The following is a 25,714-nucleotide window of genomic DNA, read 5'->3' on the forward strand; positions in this document are numbered from 1 at the left end:
TTGCCCCTGCTCATCCTTGTTTGGTGCGCTCGATCTGCTTGGCTTGCTGCCAATAAGCTTCCATTTGCTCCAGTGTCACGGCTTGTTCTGGATCAGCCTGACGCTCTAGCGTTAAAGGTGCTCCAGCAGCAGCGCTCAAGCGCTCGACCTGCTGAAAGCGCTCTGTAAATTTGCGATTGGTGCCTCGAAGCGCCTGCTCAGGGTCCACCTTTAAATGGCGCGCCAGATTGAGGGTCGCAAAAATAAAATCGCCAACTTCATCAGCGACAGCGGCCTGTTCACCGCTGGCCAATGCAGCGCGGATTTCATCCAGCTCTTCCTGCATTTTATCCACGACAGCCAAGGACTCGGCCCAATCAAAGCCCACACTGGCAGCGCGCTTTTGTAATTTAACTGCGCGCGTCATCGCCGGTAGCGCTATGGGAACAGCATCCAAAACGGAGACTGGCTGCTGCAAAGAGGCCGCAGCCTGACGCTCTTCGGCTTTGATTGCCTCCCAGCGCTGCTTGACCTGCTGTTCATCCACAAAAGATGGATGAGCGGCGTCTGCATCAACAGGCGTTTTCTGCTGAGATAAGCCATTCAGCGTCCCAGAAGGGAAGACATGAGGATGGCGACGAATTAATTTGGCGGTGAGCTGATCGACGATCGTCGCAAAATCATAACGCCCTTCTTCTTCAGCAAAGCGGGCATAGTAGACAACTTGAAACAGCAGATCACCCAGCTCTTCTTGAAGATGCTGATAATCCTGCTGCTCGATACATTCCGCCACCTCATAGGCTTCTTCTAGCGTATGCGGCACGATGGTCTGCCAGGTTTGCTTTAGATCCCAAGGGCAACCCTGCTGGGGATCACGCAGCCGCGCCATCAGCGCCAGCAGATCCTGTATTTGATAGCCTTCTGACACAAGCTTTCCTTTTGACATCACGCCTGCTTAATCTGCCGACTTGGCAGAAGAAGGCGTCAATTTTTGACGGAAGCGATGCACATCCACCACATTGGGGAGTTGATTCAGCTTATTCAGAACCTGACCCAGCGCTTCCAAGCCTTGGACTTCCAGCGTCAGCAGCAGATTGGCCAGATTCTCTTTTTTGTCGGTCAGTGTATTCACTGAAAGCACATTGACCTTTTCATTGGCCAGAATCAACGTGATATCGCGCAGCAGGCCAGTGCGATCCCAGGCCTTGATACGAATATCCACTGGATACATCTGGGCTTTTTTGTGGCCCCACTCAACATTGACCAAGCGATTCGGATCTTCTGCGCGCAGCTGCCCCACATTGGAACAATCCTGGCGGTGAATCGTGACGCCGCGACCGAGGGTGATATAGCCGAGGATGTCATCACCGGGTAAGGGTTGGCAGCATTTGGCCATCTGGGTCATCAGATTACCAACACCCAAAATGGTGACATCATCTTTCGTCGCCGTCTCTTTACGCTGCCCAGGGCGCGTCAACAAGCGATCCAGCTGATCCAGATCTTCAGTTTCTCCGAACAGGTGCTGCGCCATAGACAGGACCTGCCCCAGACGCACATCTCCAGCACCGAGTGCAGCGTAGAGATCCTCTTCTTTGTGCAGATTCAAAGCCTGAGCTACGGCCTTCAGATCCAAGCCTTCTAAGCTGAGGCGACTGAACTCTTTTTCTAGCAGCTGACGACCTTCATCGATATTTTTATCGCGATCTTGCAGCTTAAACCAATGCTGGATCTTGGCGCGGCAGCGTGAGGTTTTGACATAGCCCAGCGCGGAGTTCAGCCAATCGCGACTCGGTGCGCCCTCTCCTGCGGTGGTCAGTATCTCAACCTGCTCGCCCGTTTTAAGCGCATAGTTCAGCGGCACAATACGCCCATTGGCCTTGGCACCCCGGCAGCGGTGGCCGATTTCGGTATGCACACGGTAGGCAAAATCGATGGGCGTTGCACCTTGAGGGAGGTCAATCACATGGCCATCTGGCGTAAAGACATAGATACGATCTGGCGTGACATCATGCTGTAATTCATCACGCAAGCCAGTGGCATCGCCTATTTCTTCCTGCCATTCCAGCACCTGACGCAACCAGGCAATCTTCTCTTCATAGGCATTGCTCTTGCCACTGGCATCGGTGCCCTTGTAGCGCCAGTGTGCGCACACCCCAAGTTCAGCTTCATCATGCATCGCGAAGGTACGAATCTGGACTTCCAGCACCTTGCCTTCTGGCCCAAGTACCGCCGTGTGCAAGGAGCGATAGCCGTTCTCCTTGGGCGTGGCAATATAGTCATCAAACTCATGCGGGATATGGCGATACATGGAGTGAACAATGCCCAGTGCGGCATAGCAATCGCGCACCTCAGGCACCAGAATCCGTACCGCGCGCACATCATAGACCTGAGAAAAATCGATCTTCTTGCGCTTCATTTTGCGCCAGATGGAATAGATATGCTTGGCACGGCCTTGCAGATCCGCGCCTTGTATCCCTTGGTCCTGGATAGCGCTAGACAACTGCTGAATCACCTGCTGAATATAACCGTCGCGGTCCATGCGGCGCTCAGCGAGCAGGCGCGCAATGTACTTGTAGCTATCTTCTTCGAGATAGCGAAAAGATAAGTCCTCCAGCTCCCATTTGATATGGCCGATGCCGAGGCGATGGGCCAAAGGCGCATAGATTTCAAAGACTTCACGCGCGACACGCAGTCTTTTATCTCGCGGAGCCGTTTTGACTTGGCGCAGAGCGCAGGTCCGCTCAGCCAGCTTGATCAATGCCACGCGCACATCATCGATCACCGCAACCAGCATCTTACGCAGCTGCTCAAGCTGGCTTTGCTTTTGACCAAAAGCAGGCAAGTCACTTGGCTGTATCTGACTGATGGCAGCCATCTGCTGCACGCCATCAATCAACTTGCTGACCGAGCCACCAAAGCGCTTTTCGATGGCCTCCAGCGTAATTAACTCTTCGCGCACGCCACGATAAAGAATCGCCGCCATCAGGGTTTCATCATCCAGATGCAACTCACCGAGAATATCGGCCATCTCCAAGCCAGTGCGCAGGCTGCTCGCCCCTTCATACCACTGACGCTGCTCTGCAATGGCGCGGGCTTCAAGCTCTTCGGCCAGTTCTGCCGCAGCGAGGACTCGATCCGGATGGGCCAGAGCCACTTCCTTTTGTAAATGCTCTATCCAAAGGGGGAGGTCAACCTGACCATTTTCTTTCAGTGGTTGATCGTCTCTAACTTTTACCATGCCCTATCCCACCTCTTGCTAAGGCGCGCTTACGCCTGAGATCGTCTTAAACAGCAAACACACCTGTTGAGAGATAGCGATCACCTCGATCGCACACTATAGCAACGATCACCGCATTCTCCAGTTCTGCTGCGATTTTCAACGCACCGGCAACCGAACCACCTGAGGAGACACCGGCAAAAATGCCCTCTTCACGCGCCAGACGCCGTGTCATCGCTTCTGCTTCTTGCTGGCTGATATCGAGGACACGATCCACACCAGCAGGATCAAAAATACTGGGTAGATAGGCCTCAGGCCAGCGGCGGATACCCGGAATACTCGAGCCTTCTTCTGGCTGCAAACCCACGATTTGTACTGCTGGGTTCTGCTCCTTGAGATAGCGCCCCGTGCCCATAATCGTGCCGGTGGTGCCCATCGAGCTGACAAAATGCGTGACACGCCCTTGCGTTTGCTCCCAGATTTCTGGGCCAGTCGACTGATAGTGCGCCAGCGGATTATCCTGATTGGCAAACTGATTCAACACGCGACCCTTGCCTTCACGCTCCATTTGCAGCGCCAAATCGCGTGCGCCTTCCATGCCTTGCTCTTTGGTGACCAGAATCAATTCCGCACCATAGGCCTGCATCGACCACTTGCGCTCATCAGAAAGGTTCTCTGGCATGATCAAAGTCATGCGATAGCCCATCACGGCGGCCGCCATCGCCAGGGCAATGCCGGTGTTGCCTGAGGTGGCTTCGATAATACGCTCACCCGGTCGAATATCACCACGCTGCTCAGCTTGACGTATCATCGAGAAAGCAGGCCGATCCTTGACTGAACCGGCAGGGTTATCGCCCTCCAGCTTCACGAGTAGATGATTATTGCGCCCTGCATGAAGACGCTGTAAACGAACAAGAGGAGTGTGACCCACTAAATCAGCGACACTGGGCCATTTGGGAAAAGCAGACATAGAGCCAACCTTATTATTCACTAAACATTCAACCCTCACGATCGACGTGAGGACCGGTGCAACTCAAGAGACGATCATCCAATGCGTGTTAGGAGATCAGATCGATCACCAAGCCTTTGATATTCACTAAACGCCGCGCAATCGCCACGCGATCTTTTTGCTGATGCATCACCAGCTCCAGCAGCTCTTCAGCCTCGTCATCGATACGTCGGACAATCTGATGCCGATCCGCTGGATGCCAGCCAGGACCAACACTATCCACCTGAAACCCACCTTTGACCACCTTGGCGACCAGCTGTGCCAAAACCGCACGAAAAACTTCGAGATTGCCAATGGTCGGGTTGCGCTCTAACTCTTCGCCAGACTGCTCCATCAACTCCTGTAGCTGGCGCAATTCACGTTTAAGATCAGCCCGTCCAGCAACCGAAATCTGGTTCAGCAGCTGATCATTAAAACTGCCGGTTGTCGTCGTTTGCGCATCGGCACGCGCGCTGGGCTTTCTTTTTTGTCGATCAGAACGCAGGTTCTTCAGCATAGTGTTGACAGGTAACATGCTGTTTACCTCGCGGCTGCATCAATATACAAAGGAGGCGCAATCTGCCCACCTTGGGTAACGCAGAACTGCTTCAGTGCCTGAAAGGCAGGCTGCAGCTGGGCTTCATACTGCTCTTCTAAGGCACGGCGCTGCTGATCCTGCTGGGCTTTTTCATCCGGCGCTAAATCAAGGTAGGCCTGATGGGTCGCGAGATGGCGCGCCCGCTGGTAAATCTGATCAATCACCTGCCACTCTGGTTGCTGTACATAGCGCCCTTCTTGCAGCAGATCCAACATCACGCGCAAGCGCAAGCAGGCTTCAATCTGATCCATTTGTTGATCCTCAGCGGCACGACAAATCAACAAAATTTGCTCATACAGGTTGTGGCTGGCCTGTTCAGCTTCACGCCGATGGGTGGCCTCGGCCAGTGCTTGCCGCCGCTTGGCTTCGAGATGCACATGCAGGGCATAACCAGCGAAAGGGATTAAAAAAGCAATGGCAACAGCAAGGAGAATAGCGGCGTCTTTAATGCTCATCTTGTGCCCTTTTGGTTGGAAGGCGAATCAATCAAAAGATGAAGAATAACAGATGACTGGTCAGGAAAGCACGCCTAACCGCCTCTTGCCTCAGCCCACAAAAAAGCAGGGGTAACCCCCTGCTTGTCTATCCAACCCAGTCACGAGCGATGCTTAGCCAGTATTACGCAGTCCCGCGGCGATACCGGCTATCGTGACCATCAAAGCCCGCTCAAGCAGCGCCTGCTGCTCAGCCGTCGGGCAGACACCTTGCTGCTCACAAGCGCGCACCCGAGCAAGCAATTCAGCCTGTAGATGATGCAGCGGGATAATATAAGGCGTGCGGACATGGATCGCCTGACGTGTTAGCGGCACTTCTTGCAGCAGCTCTGTTTGCTCACGCAAACGCAGGACCACCGCCTGGAGCGTCTGCTGACGCTGTCGCAGCGTTCGCCCCAGCGGGTGGAGTGCTTCATCCACCAGCAGCTGTTCATACTCCTCAACCAGCGCCAGATCCACCTTGGCCAGCACCATCTCCAACATATTGATATTACTGGCAAAGTAAGGCCAGCCATCCACCATCTCACGCAGCAATTCTGACTGGCCTGCTTCTTCTGCCTTCAAGAGCGCTTCATCCGTGCCCAGCCAGGCTGGCAGCATTAAACGCACTTGTGTCCAGGCAAAAATCCACGGAATCGCGCGTAAAGATTCGATCCCACCACCGGCTTTGCGCTTGGCGGGCCGACTCCCAAGTGGCAGCTTCGCCAGTTCTTGCTCGGGCGTCAGCTGACGAAAATAACGCACAAAATCTGGATGATCCTTCACCAGCGCACGGTAACTCTGTACGCCTGTCTCAGCCAGCTGATGCATCAACTCACGCCAAGCGGGTAAGGGCGCAGGCGGTGGCGCGACAGTAGCCTCCAATACGGCGCAGGTGTAGACCTCCAGCGCCCGCTCGGCCAAGGCTGGCAAACCAAATTTGAAGCGAATCATCTCTCCTTGCTCGGTCACTTTTAACCGCCCCTGCACTGAGCCAGGTGGTTGAGCCAGAATCGCCGCCTGGGTGGGCGCACCGCCGCGACCCATAGTGCCACCACGACCGTGAAACAGAGTGAGAGCAACCTGATGCTGAGCGCAAACCTGCGTCAAAGCTTCTTGAGCACGATACTGTGCCCAGCTGGCTCCTAGCTGACCGGCATCTTTTGAAGAATCGGAATAACCGATCATCACCTCCTGATGCTGGGAGGAATAACGGCGATACCAATCCAGCGCCAGCAAGCCATCAATGACCCTTGGTGCACGCTCAAGATCCGCTAAAGTTTCAAAGAGCGGCACAATACGCATGGCTCTTTTGACCCCAGCCGCTTTCAGCAGCAAGGCCACCGCCAGCACATCTGAAGGCTGGCCTGCCATGGAGATGACATAGGCCCCCAAGGCATCGGCACGCTCCTTAGCAATCACGCGACAAGTGGCCAGCACTTCTTGGGTTTCTTCTGAGCAGGGCCAGCTGGTGGGGAGCAAAGGGCGCGGGTTGGTCAGCTCATGCAGCAGGAAGTCAACGCGGCGCTGCTCATCCCATAGTGCATAATCTCCCAAACCTAAAAACTGCGTCGCCTCACTGAGCGCCTGAGCATGACGCGGCGCTTCTTGGCGCACATCCAGCTTCAATAGATTCATACCAAAGGCAGACAAGCGACGCAGAATATCCTGCAACAAACCCTCTGCTATCACCTGCATACCCTGATCACACAAGGAGCGGTAGCACAACAGTAGCGGAGCACGCAATCCGTCGGCATCAAAGATCACCCGCTCATCCTGATAGGGCTGGCCATCGAGCTGCGCTTTTAGCCAATCCAAGGTGGCGCGCAGGCGATCTCGTAGCTGCCCAAGCAAAACACGATAGGGCTCGCGGGCAGGCCCACCCAGATACTGAATGAGCTCGTCACTGGCCTGATGCATAGAAAGCTCAGAACGCAACTGATCAACATCACGCAGATAGAGATCAGCCGCCATCCAGCGCGACAGCCAGAGCACTTCTTGCGTGACCCGAGCCGTCACACGCGGATTGCCATCTCGATCGCCTCCCATCCACGAGGCAAAGCGTATCGGGGCGGCCTCCAGAGATAAACGCGACGCTCCTTGGGCTTCTAGCTCACGATCTAAAGCACGATAAAAAGCAGGAACGGCCTGCCAGAGGGAGTTTTCAATCACCGCAAAGCCCCATTTGGCTTCATCGACAGGCGAAGGGCGCTGATTACGAATTTCGTCGGTATGCCAGGCTTGCGCGATCAGCTCTTCAAGACGCACCAAGACCCGCTCACGCAGCGCTGGCTGATAAGATGCCTCATACTCAGCTAAACAGGCATCCAGGGCATCATATTTTTGAATCAGCGTACGACGACTGACTTCAGTGGGATGCGCAGTAAAGACCAGCTCAACCTGCTGGCGCTCCAATGCTTGCACTAAATCAGCAGGCGCATGCCCCCCTTCTTTCAATCGAGTCAGTAGCGCCTTGAAACCAGGCTGTTCACCGCCTCGATAATCCTCGACTACACGCTCACGCGCTCGATAGTGCTGCTCAGCGGCATTGGCCAGATTCAGAAACTGCGTAAAGGCTCGCGCCATTGGCAGCAGCTCATCATCTTTTAACGCGTGCAGAGCTTGAATCAGCTCCTGCTGCTCCACTTGACCGCGATGCAACTGCTTAGAAAGCTGGCGGATCTGCTCAACCTTGCGGAAAAAATCATCACCCAAGGCATTGCGCATCGTGCGACCCAAGCCTTCACCTAACACACGAACCTGCTCCCTTAAGGAGGTATCTAAACTGTGCATTGTCTTCCTCTCTTGCTCTTCCTGACCTGCGCTCGTGATGTTTATCCGAGGCTCTCTCAGGCCTATTCGCGGCACTTTTTCGCTTCTTATCAAAAAATAAGCGGCAATAGGCTTGCAATTCAAAATCAACTCTCTATAATGCGCAGCCGTTGGCTATGTAGCTCAGCTGGTTAGAGCACATCACTCATAATGATGGGGTCCCCTGTTCAAATCAGGGCATAGCCACCAACTTGATCAAATCAAGGCTAGTTTTAGCAGAAAAGTCTTTAAAATGAAAAGCTTTTCATTTTGGGCTTGACCTAGAGCGAAATAACCTTAGAATGATCAGCGTTTTAATAAGTTGTTCCCGAATAGCTCAGTCGGTAGAGCAGTTGACTGTTAATCAATTGGTCGCAGGTTCGAGTCCTGCTTCGGGAGCCAAACTTACTAAAACTTCTTGCTTGTGAATGTTCCCGAATAGCTCAGTCGGTAGAGCAGTTGACTGTTAATCAATTGGTCGCAGGTTCGAGTCCTGCTTCGGGAGCCATTTCACACCTTCGTTTTAAGCCTTTGATCTCCCTTTTGCTCTCCTCTTTTTTTACCCTTATTTTTATCCCTCGTTTCTTTTTTTAATTCTGCGTGACCCTTTTGGTTTTTCTTGTGCTGCCCTCTTTTTGCCAGCTTGTAGCTGACTCATGCGCACAAAAAAACGCGCTGATCTTGCCACCAGCGCGCTGGATGCCATCCCAAAGGAACAGCTGCACTCTATTTCTTTTTCTTCTGCGCTGCCAATAAGAGCGCACCCAGAGTATTACCCTGCAAGGCAGGCTGAGCGGGTGCTTTTTTCGGGCGCGCATCACGTGATGATGATGACTCCTTCACGACTGGCTGCTCATCTAAGCGCCGCGTTAAGGCAATACGCTTACGCGGAATATCCACTTCGAGCACCTTCACCTTCACCAGATCACCCGCCTTAACCACTTCACGCGGGTCCTGAATAAAGCGATCGGCCAGTGCAGAAATATGCACCAAACCATCCTGATGCACACCGATATCCACAAAAGCACCAAAATTAGCCACATTGGTCACGACACCTTCTAGCACCATCCCCGGCTTGAGATCTTTAATATCCTCGACCCCTTCCATAAAAACAGCCGCACGAAACTCAGGACGCGGGTCACGACCTGGCTTATCCAGCTCTTTTAGGATGTCCTTGACTGTTGGCAAGCCAAACTGCGCATCGGTCAACTGAGCAGGATTCAAGCTGGTCAGAAAAGCCGTATCACCGATCAGACTCTCAACAGGGCGCTGGTGATTCTGGGCAATGCGCTCGACCAGTGGATAGGCCTCAGGGTGGACTGCAGAAGCATCGAGCGGATTCTGACCGCGCATAATACGTAAAAAGCCAGCACACTGCTCATAGGCCTTTGGCCCTAGGCGCTTGACCTTGAGCAGATCTTGACGCGTACGAAATGCGCCCTGCTCATCTCGCCAGGCAACAATATTTTCTGCCAAGGTGGCATTTAAGCCTGAGGTCCGCGCCAATAGCGGCACCGAGGCCGTATTCAAATCAACGCCCACGGCGTTAACACAATCCTCGATAACTGCATCAAGCGTTTTGGCTAACTGAACTTGCGACACATCATGCTGATACTGACCCACACCGATGGACTTGGGCTCAATCTTGACCAGCTCAGCCAGCGGATCCTGTAAGCGGCGCGCAATGGAGACCGCGCTGCGATGGGTGGCATCCAGATCAGGAAATTCCTTGGCTGCCAGCGCAGAAGCAGAATAGATCGAGGCACCCGCTTCATTCACCATCACCTTTTGCAAGCGATGCTCAGGAGCCTGCTTATGGCACCAGCTGATCACCTCTGCCGCCAGCTGATCGGTTTCACGGCTGGCCGTACCATTGCCCACGGCGATCAATTCCACCTGATGCTGCGCACAAAGACGCGCCAGCACCGCAATAGATTCCTGCCATTGATTGCGCGGCGCATGCGGATAGATGGTGGTGTGATCAACCAGCTTGCCCGTTGCATCCACCACCGCGACCTTTACGCCAGTACGCAAGCCAGGGTCCAGCGCAAGCGTTGGGCGCGGCCCCGCTGGCGCAGCCAAGAGCAGATCCTTTAAATTGTGGGCAAAAACCTGAATCGCGGCCTCCTCGGCCAACTCACGTAAGCGACCCAGCAGCTCGGTTTCCAGGCGACTGGATAGTTTAATCTTCCAAGTCCAACGCACCACCTCATGCAGCCAACGATCAGCAGAGCGCTGCTGCTGCGCAATCCCCCAGTGCTCTGCAATCACCGCTTCAAAAGGATGGGCCACCAGCTCTTCTTCTTGATCCAAACGGATATTCAGCGCCAGAAAGCCCTCGTTACGACCACGGAACATGGCCAAAGCACGGTGCGAAGGCGTTGTGCGCAAGGGCTCATCATGGGCAAAGTAATCGCTAAATTTCGCGCCGGCCTCCTCCTGCCCTGCCAGCACACGGCTTGATAAGATGCCTTCTTGCCATAAGGTCTGACGCAAACGCCCAGCCAGCTCCGCTTCTTCAGAGAAGCGCTCCATCAGGATCTGCTTGGCACCATCCAAAACGGCCTTCGCATCGGCAAAACCGGCCTCGCTGTTGATATAGGCTTGCGCTTCTTGTTCAGGCTGTAATTCAGGCTGCGCTAGCAGGGCATCCGCCAAGGGCTCGATACCGGCTTCACGCGCGATCTGCGCTTTGGTGCGACGCTTAGGTTTATAAGGCAGATAAAGATCTTCAAGGCGCTGCTTGGTTTCTGCTGCCTGAATCTGAGCCTCTAATTCTGGGGTGAGCTTATCCTGCTCGGCGATGGAAGCCAGCACGCCCTTGCGTCGCTCTTCAAGCTCACGCAGATAACCTAGGCGCTCCTCAAGATGGCGCAGCTGGGTATCATCCAGGCCACCCGTGACTTCTTTACGATAGCGCGAAATAAACGGGACGCTCGATCCTTCATCCAATAACTGAATACTGGCCTGAACTTGACGCTCCTGAACGTCAAGTTCCTTGGCAATACGTAGGGCAATACTTGGCAGCATGGGGTTCCTTAAATGCAGTAGAATCTATCGGGTCAATCAAGCTGATCTGTGACAAGGCCAGCCTAAGCAGATCATGATCTGATCAAGTCTCAGCCGATCAGAGAGCCATATTGAACTCACTGGGTTTCATCATACCATCCAAGATGGTTAAATGAAGTCCTGCGCGATTCACGCTTATGTGTTGTTTACCCAAGGAAGCAGAAGATGTCCTCATTCCCCATGCAGCAGCCACATCAAGATGCACTTGACCTCTTTTTACAGCAGGCCAAGCAACACCAGTTCAGTAAAAAATCACTGATTATTCATGCTGGTGAGACAGCTCAATCCATCTACTATCTGCTAGAAGGCTGCGTGGCTGTCTATATCGAAGACGAGCAGGGACGCGAGATGATTGTCTCCTACCTCAACAAGGGTGACTTCTTCGGTGAAATGGGGCTGTTTGATGAAATCAGCCAACGCAGCGCTTGGGTGCGCGCCAAAACCGACTGTGTTCTGGCCGAAGTCTCTTATAGCCGCTTTACGCAACTGGCCCAAGAACAACACATCCTCTGGTTCCTGCTCGGCAATCAGCTGGCACGCCGCTTGCGCGCCACCACGGAGCGGGTGGGTGATCTGGCTTTTCTGGATGTCACTGGGCGTATCGCACGCATTTTGATTGAACTAGCCAAACAACCCGATGCGATCACCCATCCAGAAGGCATGCTGGTGCGTATGACACGCCAAGAAATTGCACAACTGGTTGGCTGTTCGCGCGAGATGGCAGGACGAGTGCTGAAGGATCTGGAAGAAAAGGGACTCATCGAAGCGGAGGGCAAGAGCCTGGTCATTCTTGATCCCAGTCTGCGACCCGCCTATCCCAGCTTTAAAGCCAGCACCTAACCTGCTGCGAAACCAACGGCCAGCTACGCGCTTTCAAATCAAGCACTGAAGGCGCATTTGAGCATATCGCGCTGGCTTTTTATCCGATATAATGCCGCTTTTTATGCTGTGGCGATCTCACCCAGATCAGAAACCAGACTTGGCTCCACGCCCAGCCCTCGACCACCCCTCTTATCGATCCCTCTTGTTAAATAGGTTCTCTATGCTGAAAACGCCCTACTACCTGATTGATAAAACGCGTCTATTACGCAATATGGAGATCATGGCCAAGGTGCGTGAACTCTCCGGCGCGAAGACCTTGCTCGCCCTGAAGTGCTTTGCGACCTGGTCTGTTTTTGATCTGATGCAGGACTATATGGATGGCACCACCTCTTCTTCTTTATTTGAGGTCAAGCTGGGGCGAGAGAAGTTCAAGGGCGAAACCCATGCTTATAGCGTGGCCTATGCTGATGATGAGATTGAAGAAGTTCTCGCCAATAGCGACAAAATCATTTTTAACTCGATCAGCCAGCTTGAGCGCTTTGCGGATGTGTCGCAAAACCATGTGCGCGGCTTACGGGTGAACCCTGGTGTCAGCAGCTCAGCTTTTAGCCTTGCTGACCCAGCCCGTCCTTTTAGCCGCCTTGGTGAGCGGGACCCGATGAAAATCGCTGGGGTACTGGATCAGATTTCTGGTTTGATGTTCCACAATAACTGTGAGAACAACAGCTATGCCCTCTTCGATGAGATGCTGACGCATATAGAAGACCTCTACGGTATTTTATTGCATGAAGTGGAGTGGATTAGTTTAGGTGGCGGCATTCATTTCACCGGCCCCGACTATCCTATCGAAGCCTTCTGCGCCCGCTTGAAAAATCTGGCCAGCACCTATGGCGTCCAGATCTATTTAGAGCCAGGGGAAGCCGCTATCACCCAATCCACGACTCTCGAAGTGAGCGTGCTGGATCTGCTTGATAATGGTAAACCCTTGGCCATCGTTGACAGCTCGATCGAAGCCCATCTGCTTGATCTGCTGATCTATCGTGAAAGCGCCAAACTGCTGCCTAACGAGGGAGCGCACACCTATCAAGTCTGCGGCAAATCCTGTTTGGCAGGTGATATTTTTGGCGAATTTCACTTTCCTGAACCCTTAAAAATCGGTGACCGCCTATCGTTCCAAGATACGGCTGGCTACACCATGGTCAAGAAAAATTGGTTTAACGGTGTCAAGATGCCTTCAATTGCTGTGAAACAGCTGGATGGTCGTATTGAACTCGTCAAGGAGTTTTCTTACGACGACTTTGTGCAAGGGCTCTCATGAGCCCTGCTTCAACTGCGTAAAAGTGGAGTGATGTATTGAAATGAAAAAAAACGTTCTGATCATTGGTGCCGGAGGTGTTGCTCAAGTTGCTGCGCACAAGTGTGCCCAACACAATGATATTCTTGGTCGTATTGCCCTCGCTTCACGCACCTTGAGCAAGTGTGAAGCCATCGCCACAAGCGTAAAAGAAAAAGGCAGTATGAAGGTCGAAGGTGATATTCAATGCTATGCCCTAGATGCTTTGGATATTGAAGCCACGATTGCCCTTATTCGGGAAACCCAATCTCAGATCGTGATAAACCTCGGCTCCGCCTTTGTGAATATGTCTGTTCTCAGTGCATGTATTGCAACAGGTGCAGCCTATCTGGATACCGCCATCCACGAAGATCCAGCTAAAATCTGTGAAACTCCCCCCTGGTATGGCAACTATGAGTGGAAGCGCCAAGCCGCCTGCGCAGAAGCCAAAACCACCGCCATCCTGGGTGTTGGCTTTGACCCTGGTGTCGTCAACGCCTACGCCAAGCTTGCTGCAGATGAATATTTTGATCAGATCGATTCCATCGATATCATCGATATCAATGCCGGTCAGCATGGCCGCTATTTTGCGACCAACTTTGACCCTGAAATCAATTTCCGTGAATTCACTGGCCGTGTTTGGTCCTGGCAGAACCGCCAGTGGGTACAAAATCAGATGTTTGAACACAAGCGCACCGATGACCTACCTGTCGTTGGCACACAAACCAGCTATATGACTGGCCATGACGAGATTCACTCTTTATCCAAGAATCTTGATGTGCCCAATATCCGCTTCTGGATGGGCTTTGGTGAGCACTATATCAATGTCTTTACCGTGCTAAAGAATCTCGGTCTGCTCTCTGAGCAGCCTGTGGTGACAGCAGAAGGTCAAGAAGTCGTGCCCCTGAAGGTGGTCAAAGCTGTCCTGCCAGATCCCGGCTCCTTAGCGCCCGACTACACCGGCAAAACCTGCATAGGTGATCTGGTCAAGGGCAGCAAAGATGGTCAAGCGCGCGAGGTTTTTATCTACAACGTCGCGGACCACAAGGATGCCTACAATGAAGTCGGCTCGCAGGGTATCTCCTATACCGCTGGCGTCCCTCCCGTTGCCGCAGCGCTGCTGGTGGCGCAGGGTATTTGGGATGTTGAGAAGATGGTGAATGTCGAGGAGCTCCCCCCTCAGCCCTTCTTGCACCTGCTGAATCAAATGGGCCTGCCCACTTGTATTCGTGATGAGCAAGGTGAGCGCCCGCTCGATTTCTCTGCTCAGGCGGCGCACTTCTAAGCTGTTTAGCTTTGCGTGATCAAAAAAGCCAGCCCCTCAATGGAGCTGGCTTTTTTAGATCAAGACAAGCTGTGTTGAACTCGTGTGTTGCACTGGGATGGCAAGCACAGCGAGTCAAGGCATCAGGCCAGTGCAGGGTAGACGGCTTCCTTAAAGGGTGCCAGACCCAACCGATCCACCAGTTGCAAAAAGCTCTCACCTTCGGCACGCAGCTCAAGATAAGTATCAACAATCACCTTCAAGGTGGCCGCCACTTCATCGGCTGGAATCGCCTTGCCTAACACCTTACCCAGCTTGGCATTTTCTGTTGCGCTGCCGCCCAAGGTAATTTGATACCAGTCTTCGCCTTTTTTATCGACACCCAGAATGCCGATATGCCCCACATGGTGGTGGGCACAAGCATTAATGCAACCCGACATATTCAGCTGGATATCGCCCAGATCATGCAGGTAATCCAGATCTTCAAACACCTGGTTGATTTGATCCGCAATATTCAGCGTCTTGGCATTGGCCAGCGAACAAAAATCAAAGCCAGGGCAGACAATCATATCAGTCAGCGTATTGATGTTCGTGCGGGCCAGACTGGCCTCTTGCAAGCCCTGCCACAAGGCATAGAGGTCCTTCTGCTGCACATCGGTCAACACCAGATTCTGATCCTGAGTCGCACGTATCTCTGCAAAACTATAGGCTTCAGCCAGATCCGCTACGGCGTCCATCTGCTGGGCAGTGATGTCGCCCGGCGCGCCCAACAGAGGCTTGAGTGATAGATGCACAATACGATAGCCAGCAACACGGTGAGCTTGCGTATTGCGCTCCACCCAGACTCGAAAATCTGAATCGGCGGCTAAAGCGGCGGCAAAGGTCTGATCCTCCGCAGCTTGGGCCACATAATCAAAGGGAGCGAAATGGGCTTTCATCTCGTCAATGCGCTCTTGAGTCAAGCGCAGATCACCACCACGGCTATACTGCCATTCATCTTCCACCCAAGCACGAAACTGCTCAATACCGGCCGCCGCGACCAAGATTTTGATCCGCGCCTTGTATTTGTTATCACGCCGCCCACGCAGGTTATAAACGCGCAGAATGGCATCCAAATAACTAAACAGCTCTTCTGGTTCCAGATACTCGCGAATCACCTGTCCAATAAAGGGCGTTCGGCCTAGCCCGCCACCGACCAGCACTTTAAAGCCCATCGCACCCTCGGCGTTGCGGACCAGCTCCAGACCAATATCATGGACACGGCTAGAAGCACGATCACTCGGGCCACCACTCACCGCTATCTTAAATTTACGCGGCAGATAGGCAAACTCAGGATGCAGCGTGGACCACTGGCGAATCAACTCACACCAAGGGCGTGGATCTTCGATTTCATCCGCAGCAACACCTGCCAGCGGATCCGTCGTGGTATTACGGATACAGTTACCCGAAGTTTGAATAGCGTGCATCTGTACAGTGGCTAACTCAGCCAAAATATCGGGCACTTCTTCCAGTTTCGGCCAGTTAAACTGGATATTAGTCCGTGTGGTGAAGTGTCCATAGCCACGATCCCAGGTACGGGCAATCTTCGCCAGAGTTCGCATCTGCTGGGCAGAAAAAGTGCCGTAGGGAATCGCCACACGCAACATCGGCGCCTGGCGCTGGACATAAAGGCCATTCATTAAGCGCAGCGCGAGAAAAGCATCTTCGGACAACTCACCCGCCAGGTAACGGCGTGTTTGTTCGCGATACTGTTCAACACGCTCATCGACCAACTGCTGGTCAACCTGGTTATAGCGGTACATAGTCTTTTTTCCTCATCCTTCAGCCATCGAGAGCAGAATTTTTCGCCTAGACTAACGCTTTTCTTTTATAACGTAAAAGACTGAATGCGAATTTTTATATAACCCGTTTTACAAGACCCCTTATAGCCAAATAATCTCTCAAAATCACCATATATTCTTTTTGGTTTTATTGCCTCCTAGGCATAATCCTTGGCATTTCGCCTTATCAGGCTCGCTTGCTGTTGATTTTTAGGAGCAGATCATGTCATCCAGTGCTGCACTTGTTTCTCCATCGCGTCTCACGCACCTCAAACAACTTGAGGCTGAGAGTATTCATATTATCCGTGAAGTGGCGGCAAGCTTTGCCAATCCGGTGATGCTTTACTCGATAGGCAAAGACTCTTCCGTGATGCTGCACCTGGCACGCAAGGCCTTCCATCCTGGTCCGCCTCCCTTCCCGCTGCTGCATGTGGATACCACCTGGAAGTTTCGTGAGATGATCGAGTTTCGTGATCAGATGGCCAAAGAAGCCGGGATGGAGCTATTGGTCCATATCAATCAGGAAGGCGTGGAGATGGGCATCAATCCCATGGTGCATGGTTCGGCTCAACATACCGATATCATGAAAACCCAGTCACTGAAGCAAGCGCTCAACAAGTATGGCTTTGATGCTGCCTTTGGTGGCGCGCGCCGTGATGAAGAAAAATCGCGTGCGAAAGAGCGCATCTTCTCTTTTCGCGATAAAAACCATCGCTGGGATCCTAAGAATCAACGCCCAGAGCTGTGGAACCTGTATAACACTGAGGTCGAAAAAGGTGAAAGCATCCGCGTCTTTCCCCTCTCTAATTGGACAGAACTGGATATCTGGCAATACATCTGGCTCGAAAGCATCCCGATTGTTCCTCTTTACTTAGCCGCAGAGCGCCCTGTTGTAGAGCGCGATGGCACCTGGATTATGGTCGATGATGAGCGCCTGCCGCTGGAAGAAGGCGAAGTCCCCCAGTATAAGCAGGTGCGCTTTCGAACGCTGGGCTGCTATCCCCTGACCGGTGCGATTGAATCCAGCGCCAACAGCCTGACTGAAATTATTCAGGAAATGCTCCTCACCACCACCTCTGAGCGCCAAGGCCGCATGATCGATAAAGATGCGCGTGGTTCAATGGAACAGAAAAAAATGGAGGGTTACTTCTAATGCAAGCACTTGACGCCCAACCGACTCAGCAGCCCGTTTATCAACAACAGGGCGCAGATTTGATCGCGCAGGATATCCAAGCTTATCTCAAGCAGCATGAAAACAAGCAACTGCTGCGTCTGCTGACTTGTGGCAGTGTCGATGATGGCAAATCCACGCTGATTGGCCGCTTGCTGCATGACAGCAAGATGATTTATGAAGATCAGCTCGAAGCCTTACAGCAAGAGAGTAAAACTCAGGGTACGACTGGTGATGCTGTCGATTTGGCGCTCTTGGTCGATGGCCTGCAAGCTGAACGTGAGCAGGGCATCACGATTGATGTGGCTTATCGCTATTTTTCAACCACCCATAGAAAATTCATTATTGCCGATACCCCTGGACACGAGCAGTACACACGCAACATGGCAACCGGTGCCTCCAATTGTGAGCTGGCGATTATTCTGATGGATGCGCGCAAGGGGGTGCTCACCCAAACCCGCCGCCATAGTTTTATCGTTTCCTTGCTGGGCATTCGCCATCTGGTTGTTGCGATCAACAAGATGGATCTAGTGGATTACAGCCAGCAGGTCTTTGAGCAAATCAAACGCGATTATCTGGCTTTTGCTGAATCGCTTGATCTGCCCGAAGTCCACTTTGTGCCTTTATCCGCTTTAAAAGGCGACAATGTGGTCAGTCCCTCGAGTGCCATGCCTTGGTATTCAGGCCCTGCCTTGATGCCGCTGCTGGAAAGTGTTGATGTCGCTCCAGAAGAGATCCATCAGCCACTGCGCTTTCCGGTACAGTATGTCAACCGCCCACATCTGAACTTTCGTGGTTATTGTGGCACGGTGGCTTCTGGGCAGGTTCAGGTTGGCGATACTTTGCGTGTACTGCCTTCTGGCCGCACCAGCCGTGTTCAATCGATTGTGACTTGGGAAGGGGAGCTGGCTCAGGCCTCTGCAGCAATGGCCATCACCTTGACGCTCGAAGATGAGCTGGATATCTCACGCGGTGATCTGCTTGTGAGTGCCACAGAAGAAGTCGAGGTCACAGATCAGCTGGACGCTGATTTAGTATGGATGGCTGAGCAGCCACTAGTACAGGGCAAAACCTATCTGCTCAAAATAGGAACACGGCAGATCAACGCACGGATCAGTCGTATTCATTATCAGACGGATGTTAACAGTCTAGAGCAGCACCCAGCACAACAGCTGGAGCTGAACGCGATTGCCCATGTCAGCCTTGATCTGGAGCAGCCAGTGGTCGCCGATGCCTATCGCCATAATCGCGCCACCGGCCGCTTTATTCTGATTGATCGGCTCAATAAGAACACGCTGGCAGCGGGTATGGTCGCCACCTCCACACGCCAGAATCAGATCAGCACAGAAGCGGTGCAAGCCAGTGAACGCAGTGCTTTTTATGGTACGCAGGCAGGCCAGATCCTGCTTCACGGTGGTGATGCCAATGCACGCTTGGCCCTGGCACAGCAGTTGGAGCGGGCTCTTTTTGAGCGGGGTAAGCTGACTTTACGCCTTGAGGAAGGACAGCTGCCAGAGGGTTTGGCAACGCACCAGACGCAGCTAGAGCACTGGTTAATCCACCAAGGGCTCTTGCTGCTGACGACCTGCGCCAGCGATGCAGCAGAGCTACAAGTGCAACTGATCCAGGCCACTGGACAACTGGAGCTGCCTAATCAGCTTTCGCCCTTGCTGCAAGCGCTGAAACAACACCAGATCATCTAGTCTGTTAGAGAGATCTACTCATGACGAGCGCGGAAATGGATTTCCTGCTCGCTCATGGTGTTTTGTACTGCCTCCAAGATCCAAGGATCAATTGTGGCAGCTGAGGGTGAATAGAGACCACAGCGCGATAGCGCACGATGCACTTGAATCTCCTGCCCCAAATATTCATACACAACACGCGCGCAACAGGGCATTCTTTCGCTGTTATCCGACACGCCAAGCTTTAATCCAGTCAAGCGCGCCAAGCGCTTACGAAAGCTCAGAAACAAAATCGTCTGGGTCATTTCATGACGATTCAGCGTTTCATAATCGACTAAAAACAGGCGATCTGTCAGCAACCAAGCCAAACCCTGATAGCGATTATGGTAGATCGGGTCGCCACCTTTTGGTCCAGGCATACGCTCTGTGCGCTGAAAAACATACTGATCCCCCTGTCGCTCAATACACACCAGGTTGCGCAATATTTTTCCAGGCACAGACATAGAGAGATAATACTCATAGTAGTAGCCCAAATAGCGCTCCATTCCCTGACTACCAACAGCCCCCAAGATGTCTAGGTGGGCGCTGATCTTATCCTTTATATCGGCTGACGGCGCCAATTGGCGTGGCTGCACCTGTATCAGCTGGCGAAACTCAGCATGAGGCAACAGCAGCTCATCGACCTCCACACCAAAAAAATCACCAAAGCGGCGTAAGGTGCTGGCCGAGGGACGATAACGCCCACTGAGATAACGATTAAACTGTGGGCGATTAATTTCTAAGCGCCGACAGACCTCTGCAATCGAGCGGTAGTAGCTGCACAGCAAGCGCAGGTTGAGCGCTAAATCTTGGTTCATAGTTTGCCTTTATGTGCGATTGATCGATTGAGATGTCAAAACAGATGCAGTTTGATGCACATCATGCGCCAATTTACACCCAATAAGAGCCAAAGCGACAAATTTTCTCCCTAGCCTGAGATTGCTTAAATGTGCTGGCAATCTATCTATAATAATGGAGAAAAGACATGCTGAGTATGTTCAACGAACTTTTATGGGGGAAGGTACTGATCGTACTGCTGATCCTTGTTGGGGTCGGCTTTACCCTCGCTTCACGCTTTGTTCAGTTTCGCTTCTTTGGGCGGATGTTCAAAATTCTTGGCAGCGGACAGGCCTTTAAGAAAGATCAACACGGGCATCTCAGCTCGTTTCAGGCATTAGTGCTCTCGGTGGCGGGCCGTGTTGGTGGCGGTAATATTGCCGGTGTCGCAGTGGCAATTACCCTCGGTGGCCCAGGTGCCATCTTCTGGATGTGGCTAGTCGGTTTGATTGGGATGGCCACCAGCTTCCTCGAATGTACCCTTGCACAGGTGTATAAGCGTGCCGAAACAGATGGTACCTATCGTGGCGGCCCAGCACACTACATCATGCGCGGTATCGGTGCCCATATGAAGCCGATGGCCGTGATCTATTCTGTACTGCTGCTGATCACCTTTGGTTTTGGCTTCAATGCCTTGCAATCCTATGCCGTGGCCACCTCTGTTGGTGATGCCTTTGGTGTGCCCGTTTACTACACCGGTATTGCGCTGGCGATGATTGTTGGGGTGATTATTTTTGGCGGGGTCAAAAGAATTGCGCAGGTCGCCGAGTATCTGGTGCCCATTATGGCGGTCGGTTATCTGGTCATCGTGCTCGCCGTTGTAGGCATGAATATCGAGCGTGTTCCTGAGATGTTGATGTTGATTCTACGCAGTGCTTTTGGCCTCGAACCCCTGATCGGCGGTGGTATCGGCGCCGCGATTATGATGGGCGTCAAGCGCGGCTTGTTTTCTAACGAGGCGGGATTAGGTAGCGCACCCAACGTGGCCGCTGTCGCCTACGTCCCTCATCCAGCAAACCAAGGTATCGTGCAGTCCTTCTCCGTTTTTATCGATACCATCATTATCTGCTCAGGTACGGCTTTCTTAATTCTGCTCAGCGGTTTATTTGATCCTGCCAGCACTGAAGGCATAGGCGGTGTGGCACTCACGCAAACCGCCATGGCCATGCATGTCGGTGAGTGGGGACGTATTTTTGTCAGTGTGGCCCTGCTGCTCTTCGGCTTTAGTACCATTTTGTATAACTACTATCTGGGTGAAAATAGCCTCGCCTTTTTGAAGAATGATAACCCCAATATCCTGACCACTTTCCGCGTGTTGATTATCGGTCTGGTGTGCTGGGGTGCAACGACCGATCTGACCACAGTCTTCTCCTTTGCAGATCTCACCATGGGTCTTTTAGCGCTGGTCAACTTGATTGCCTTGCTGTTCTTGTTCAAACCAGGATTGCGCATTCTGCGTGATTTTGATCAGCAGCTTGCACAAGGCATTGAACAGCCGGTCTTTGATGTGAACAAGTTCCAAGATATGGATATTGATCCCAAGGCTTGGGAGTTAGAGCCTGAGGATGCGGCCCGTCTCCAGCAACAGCACACCTCTGCTTCTTCTTAAAGACGAAATCCCGCCCCATCGGCTTAAGGTCATGGGGCGGTGACGATGCATCTCACAAGAGCCCAAACATGAAGCCCAAACTTCTTCTTTTACATAGCGGTGGTACCATTGGCATGCAGCCTTCTGCTGAAGGCTATCAGCCCATGCCCAGCTTTCTTCCTACGCTCCAAGCGGAGCTGGCTCACCTCGACGCCCTCTATCAGATCCATTTTCTTGAACTCAGCCCTTTAATGGATAGCGCCAATCTGCAGGCCCGTGACTGGCAGCATCTGGCTAGGCTGTTGATAGCGCACTGGGAAGATTATGATGGCTTTGTGCTCTTACATGGCACAGATACGCTCGCTTATAGCGCCTCGGCGCTGTCCTTCCTGCTCGGCCCAATCAACAAGCCCGTAGTGCTCACCGGCTCGCAGATTCCGTTACTGCACCCGCGCAGTGATGCCCATCAGCATCTGCTTGAAGCTTTGATGCTGGCAAGTCGTCCAGAGTTGAATGAAGTGGTCATCTGCTTTCATCAGCGTATTCTGCGCGGCAACCGCAGTCGCAAGGTTCACTCACAAGCCATGGCCGCCTTTGATTCGCCCAATTTTCCTTGGCTGGGCGAAATGCAAATCGAGCTGCAACTTGAGTCGTCATTGCTCTTACCCGCGGCCACACCTGAATTTGTAGAGGTTGATTTAGAGAGTGTGCGCGTGGCGCAGTTCAGCTTTTTCCCTGGGGTGGAGGCAGAACAGCTGCATGCGATGATTCAGGCGCGCCCCTTGGATGGCCTGGTGCTTCACACCTATGGTGCAGGCAACATTCCGCAAGGCAATCAAGATCTTGTGCGGGTTTTGGAAGCGGCGCAGGCCCAAGGCATCACACTGGTCAATACCACCCAGTGCGCTCAGGGTGCCGTGAATCAGCAGGCCTACGCGGCTGGCAGTCTGCTGAGTCGTATCGGTGTGCTCTCAGCCCAGGAGATGACCCCTGAGGCCGCCTTCACCAAACTCACCTACTTGCTCGCGCGAGACTTACGAGGCAGCGAACTCGCCCAGGCTTTTACACTGCCACTGCGCGGTGAGGTTCATCTCTCAGAGTGAATCCGCTCGCCTATTGCCCTTGTGGGCCACGCACAAAAGCCAAGGCTTCGGCACAGTCCTGCACCAGCTTGGGGCCTTGGTAAATAAAGCCCGTATAGAGTTGAATCAAACTGGCACCGGCCTTGATCCGCTCAACGGCATCTTCGGCACTGCTGATGCCACCGACACCGATAATCGGCAAGTCGCCTTCCAGCGCTTGAGCGAGCTGCTTGGTCAGCAGACAGGCTTTCTCGGTCAAAGGGCGTCCAGACAGACCGCCAGCCTCTTCGCCATGACGCAAACCAGCGACTGCACTCTTATCCAGCGTGGTATTGGTGGCAATCACGCCATCGAGTTTTAGATGGCGCAGCGTTTGCGCCACACTGTTCAGCTCATCTTCGTCCATATCTGGCGCCACCTTCACCACCAGCGGCACATAACGCTGATGCTGATCGGCCAAACGCGCCTGAGCCTCTTTTAATGGCTGCAACAAGGCCATCAGGGCCTCACCATATTGCAAACTGCGCAGACCGGGCGTATTCGGTGACGAGATATTCACTGTCACATAATCCGCCCAAGGATAAACGGCCTCTAATCCCAGTAGGTAATCATCCACTGCCTTCTCTACCGAAGTCGTTAGATTCTTGCCCAGGTTAATACCCAACACACCGTCAAAGCGGCGCTGCCTGACCTGCTCAATCAGATGCTCCACACCCTTGTTGTTAAAGCCCATGCGATTGATGATGGCTTCTTGTTCTGGCAGACGAAAAAGACGCGGTTTGGGATTGCCAGGCTGAGGACGGGGCGTCACCGTGCCCACCTCAATAAAACCAAAGCCAAGTTGACCCAAGCCTGCCAGATGGTCAGCATTTTTATCCAGCCCTGCTGCTAAACCCACCGCATTAGGAAAGGTCAGACCCATCACTTCTACAGGCGCATGCACAGGTTGATCAACAAAAGGCTTGACCAAATGCAGACGTGCTGCAGCATCCAAGCCTTCTAAAGCCAGTTGGTGTGCGGTTTCACCCGAAAGAGTAAACAGAAGTTTGCGTGCCAGTGAGTACATAGTCTGCCCTGTAGTAAAAAAATGCCTGCCGCATTATAACGCCCTGTTGCCTTCTTGTACGCAGGCAAAAACACAACCAAAGTACTGTTTTTTTCAGGACCCAAGTGGAATGGTCTTTTGCAGGGGAAGCCGACACCATGCTGAAGTGGTTTTTATTCCTATTATAAAAAGAGGCTGTCACTATGATTTATGCTCACCCCGGTCACGCAGATTCTCTCGTTCAAGTCAAAGAGCGCTACGATAACTTTATTGGTGGTCAATGGGTTCCACCTGTTCAAGGACAGTATTTTGATAATGTGTCGCCTGTCACTGGACTGCCCTTTTGTCAGATTGCACGCTCAACCGCTGAAGATATCGATCTGGCCTTAGATGCCGCCCATGCGGCCAAAGCAGCCTGGGGCACCACCTCGGTAACAGCACGCTCTAACCTGCTGCTGAAGATTGCCGATCGCCTTGAACAGCATCTTGAAGAAATTGCTGTTGCCGAAACCTGGGATAATGGTAAAGCCGTTCGGGAAACACTGAATGCAGACGTGCCGCTGGCTGTTGATCACTTCCGCTATTTTGCTGGCGCTATTCGTGCCCAAGAAGGCTCTATTGGCGAAATCGATGCCAACACCGTCGCCTACCACTTGCATGAGCCACTGGGTGTGGTCGGTCAGATTATTCCGTGGAACTTCCCCTTGCTGATGGCCGCATGGAAAATTGCCCCCGCACTGGCCGCAGGCAACTGCATCGTGATGAAGCCAGCCGAGCAAACACCTTGGTCGATCCTCAAATTTATTGAAGTCATTCAAGATCTGCTGCCGGCCGGTGTGCTGAATATTGTCAACGGCATGGGCGCTGAAGCAGGTCAGGCATTGGCCACCAGCAAGCGGATTGCCAAAATTGCCTTTACCGGCTCGACTCCCGTTGGCGCGCATATTTTGAAATGTGCCGCAGAAAATATCATTCCCTCGACCGTTGAGCTGGGTGGCAAATCACCCAACATCTTCTTTAAAGATGTGATGGATTTTGAAGACAGCTACCTGAGCAAGTGTATTGAAGGCGTGGTCCTGGCCTTCTTCAACCAGGGCGAAGTCTGCACCTGCCCATCACGCCTGCTGATTCAAGAAGACATCTATGATGCCTTTATCGCCAAGGTGATTGAGCGCACTCAGCAGATCAAGCGCGGCAATCCACTGGATACCGAGGTCATGGTGGGCGCTCAGGCCTCACAGCAGCAGTATGAGAAGATTCTGGGCTACTTTGATATTGCCCGCGATGAAGGTGCCGAAGTACTGATTGGCGGTCAGGCCGAAACACTCGCGGATCACTACCAAAAGGGCTACTACATTCAGCCGACGCTGCTCAAGGGCCATAACAAGATGCGCGTCTTCCAAGAAGAAATTTTTGGCCCCGTGGTTTCTGTCACGACCTTCAAGGATGAGGCCGAAGCCCTAGCCATCGCCAACGACTCAGAGTTTGGTCTGGGTGCTGGCCTTTGGACCCGCGACATGAATCGCGCCTACCGTATGGGCCGTGGCATTGAAGCCGGTCGCGTCTGGACCAACTGCTATCACCACTATCCAGCCCATGCTGCTTTTGGCGGCTATAAGAAATCCGGTGTTGGCCGTGAGAACCATAAGATGATGCTCGATCACTACCAGCAAACAAAAAATCTGCTGGTCAGTTATGATGTTAATCCAATGGGCTTTTTCTAAGGAACCTCTGATCAACGTCACGAGCACAGGTCAGGCAAGGCGAAATTGATCGAAAAAGCGGAGTTTACACCGAGTAAATGAGCATTTTGAGGCCAATTTCAACGCAGTATGACCAAGCGCAGTAGTGAATCAGAGGCTTCCTAAGGGCCGGATTTAAAAAAATCAGCTCAAC

The 25,714-nt window shown here is 52.8% G+C and carries 18 protein-coding genes and 3 tRNA genes; 11 read left to right on the forward strand and 10 right to left on the reverse strand.

Going from position 1 to position 25,714, the window contains the following annotated elements:
* Positions 1-10: 10 nt before the first annotated feature.
* The 6 genes from mazG to ppc all read right to left on the reverse strand — a co-directional run bounded on the left by mazG (position 11) and on the right by ppc (position 8,048).
* Positions 11-907: a nucleoside triphosphate pyrophosphohydrolase gene (gene mazG / locus V6U78_RS05060; RefSeq protein WP_405338046.1), complete on the reverse strand. Its 897-nt coding sequence runs from the start codon at positions 905-907 to the stop codon at positions 11-13.
* A 27-nt stretch (positions 908-934) separates the two neighbouring features.
* Positions 935-3,217 carry a GTP diphosphokinase gene (relA, locus tag V6U78_RS05065; protein WP_405338049.1) on the reverse strand — a complete coding sequence of 761 codons (2,283 nt, stop codon included), beginning with the start codon at positions 3,215-3,217 and terminating at the stop codon, positions 935-937.
* A 46-nt stretch (positions 3,218-3,263) separates the two neighbouring features.
* Positions 3,264-4,166: a cysteine synthase CysM gene (gene cysM, locus V6U78_RS05070; protein WP_405338052.1), complete on the reverse strand. Its 903-nt coding sequence runs from the start codon at positions 4,164-4,166 to the stop codon at positions 3,264-3,266.
* 88 nt (positions 4,167-4,254) lie between these two features.
* On the reverse strand, positions 4,255-4,719 hold the full coding sequence (locus V6U78_RS05075; RefSeq protein ID WP_405338055.1) for a DUF327 family protein: 465 nt from the start codon (positions 4,717-4,719) through the stop codon (positions 4,255-4,257).
* Between the two features lie 5 nt (positions 4,720-4,724).
* On the reverse strand, positions 4,725-5,237 hold the full coding sequence (locus tag V6U78_RS05080) for a DUF2489 domain-containing protein (protein ID WP_405338058.1): 513 nt from the start codon (positions 5,235-5,237) through the stop codon (positions 4,725-4,727).
* A gap of 153 nt (positions 5,238-5,390) precedes the next feature.
* Positions 5,391-8,048 carry a phosphoenolpyruvate carboxylase gene (ppc, locus tag V6U78_RS05085; protein ID WP_405338061.1) on the reverse strand — a complete coding sequence of 886 codons (2,658 nt, stop codon included), beginning with the start codon at positions 8,046-8,048 and terminating at the stop codon, positions 5,391-5,393.
* Between the two features lie 151 nt (positions 8,049-8,199).
* Between ppc and V6U78_RS05090 the strand changes: the two genes are divergently transcribed.
* The 3 genes from V6U78_RS05090 to V6U78_RS05100 all read left to right on the forward strand — a co-directional run bounded on the left by V6U78_RS05090 (position 8,200) and on the right by V6U78_RS05100 (position 8,574).
* Positions 8,200-8,276 (forward strand) — tRNA-Met (locus tag V6U78_RS05090).
* Between the two features lie 116 nt (positions 8,277-8,392).
* Positions 8,393-8,468 (forward strand) — tRNA-Asn (locus V6U78_RS05095).
* Between the two features lie 30 nt (positions 8,469-8,498).
* Positions 8,499-8,574: transfer RNA gene (locus tag V6U78_RS05100), tRNA-Asn, on the forward strand.
* A 218-nt stretch (positions 8,575-8,792) separates the two neighbouring features.
* On the opposite strand, the gene V6U78_RS05105 is transcribed toward V6U78_RS05100, so the two are convergent.
* Entirely contained in the window at positions 8,793-11,096 is a 2,304-nt protein-coding gene (locus V6U78_RS05105; protein ID WP_405338064.1) for a Tex family protein, read from the reverse strand.
* 204 nt (positions 11,097-11,300) lie between these two features.
* Between V6U78_RS05105 and crp the strand changes: the two genes are divergently transcribed.
* The 3 genes from crp (at position 11,301) to V6U78_RS05120 (ending at position 14,575) form a co-directional block, all read left to right on the forward strand.
* A complete protein-coding gene (gene crp, locus V6U78_RS05110) occupies positions 11,301-11,975 on the forward strand; it encodes a cAMP-activated global transcriptional regulator CRP (RefSeq protein ID WP_405338067.1) in 675 nt (224 codons plus the stop codon).
* A 202-nt stretch (positions 11,976-12,177) separates the two neighbouring features.
* On the forward strand, positions 12,178-13,275 hold the full coding sequence (nspC, locus tag V6U78_RS05115) for a carboxynorspermidine decarboxylase (RefSeq protein ID WP_405338070.1): 1,098 nt from the start codon (positions 12,178-12,180) through the stop codon (positions 13,273-13,275).
* Positions 13,276-13,315: 40 nt separating this feature from the next.
* Entirely contained in the window at positions 13,316-14,575 is a 1,260-nt protein-coding gene (locus tag V6U78_RS05120; RefSeq protein WP_405338073.1) for a saccharopine dehydrogenase family protein, read from the forward strand.
* Positions 14,576-14,697: 122 nt separating this feature from the next.
* Here the strand turns inward: V6U78_RS05120 and V6U78_RS05125 are convergent, their stop codons facing one another.
* Positions 14,698-16,356 (reverse strand): nitrite/sulfite reductase, encoded by a 1,659-nt coding sequence (locus tag V6U78_RS05125; protein ID WP_405338076.1) that lies wholly within the window; start codon positions 16,354-16,356, stop codon positions 14,698-14,700.
* A gap of 241 nt (positions 16,357-16,597) precedes the next feature.
* On the opposite strand from V6U78_RS05125, the gene cysD reads away from it, so the two are divergent.
* Together cysD and cysN are read left to right on the forward strand one after the other, a co-directional pair.
* A complete protein-coding gene (gene cysD, locus V6U78_RS05130) occupies positions 16,598-17,527 on the forward strand; it encodes a sulfate adenylyltransferase subunit CysD (protein WP_405338079.1) in 930 nt (309 codons plus the stop codon).
* The gene (gene cysN, locus V6U78_RS05135; protein ID WP_405338082.1) at positions 17,527-19,248 is read left to right on the forward strand and encodes a sulfate adenylyltransferase subunit CysN; all 1,722 of its coding nucleotides are present in this window, start codon (positions 17,527-17,529) and stop codon (positions 19,246-19,248) included. The genes cysD and cysN overlap by 1 nt, the downstream gene beginning before the upstream one ends.
* A gap of 14 nt (positions 19,249-19,262) precedes the next feature.
* Here the strand turns inward: cysN and V6U78_RS05140 are convergent, their stop codons facing one another.
* On the reverse strand, positions 19,263-20,084 hold the full coding sequence (locus tag V6U78_RS05140; RefSeq protein ID WP_405338085.1) for a helix-turn-helix domain-containing protein: 822 nt from the start codon (positions 20,082-20,084) through the stop codon (positions 19,263-19,265).
* Between the two features lie 167 nt (positions 20,085-20,251).
* On the opposite strand from V6U78_RS05140, the gene V6U78_RS05145 reads away from it, so the two are divergent.
* The gene (locus V6U78_RS05145) at positions 20,252-21,712 is read left to right on the forward strand and encodes an alanine/glycine:cation symporter family protein (RefSeq protein ID WP_405338088.1); all 1,461 of its coding nucleotides are present in this window, start codon (positions 20,252-20,254) and stop codon (positions 21,710-21,712) included.
* A gap of 68 nt (positions 21,713-21,780) precedes the next feature.
* Entirely contained in the window at positions 21,781-22,794 is a 1,014-nt protein-coding gene (locus V6U78_RS05150) for an asparaginase (protein WP_405338091.1), read from the forward strand.
* Between the two features lie 10 nt (positions 22,795-22,804).
* Here V6U78_RS05150 and V6U78_RS05155 read toward each other — a convergent pair whose 3' ends face one another.
* The gene (locus V6U78_RS05155) at positions 22,805-23,839 is read right to left on the reverse strand and encodes a quinone-dependent dihydroorotate dehydrogenase (RefSeq protein ID WP_405338094.1); all 1,035 of its coding nucleotides are present in this window, start codon (positions 23,837-23,839) and stop codon (positions 22,805-22,807) included.
* A gap of 182 nt (positions 23,840-24,021) precedes the next feature.
* Here V6U78_RS05155 and exaC point away from each other — a divergent pair, with 182 nt between their 5' ends.
* Positions 24,022-25,542, forward strand: coding sequence for an acetaldehyde dehydrogenase ExaC (exaC, locus tag V6U78_RS05160; protein ID WP_405338097.1), 1,521 nt, complete (start codon positions 24,022-24,024; stop codon positions 25,540-25,542).
* The last annotated feature ends 172 nt before the right edge of the window (positions 25,543-25,714 follow it).

The organism is Marinospirillum alkalitolerans (assembly GCF_045055655.1).
GTDB lineage: Bacteria > Pseudomonadota > Gammaproteobacteria > Pseudomonadales > Halomonadaceae > Marinospirillum > Marinospirillum alkalitolerans.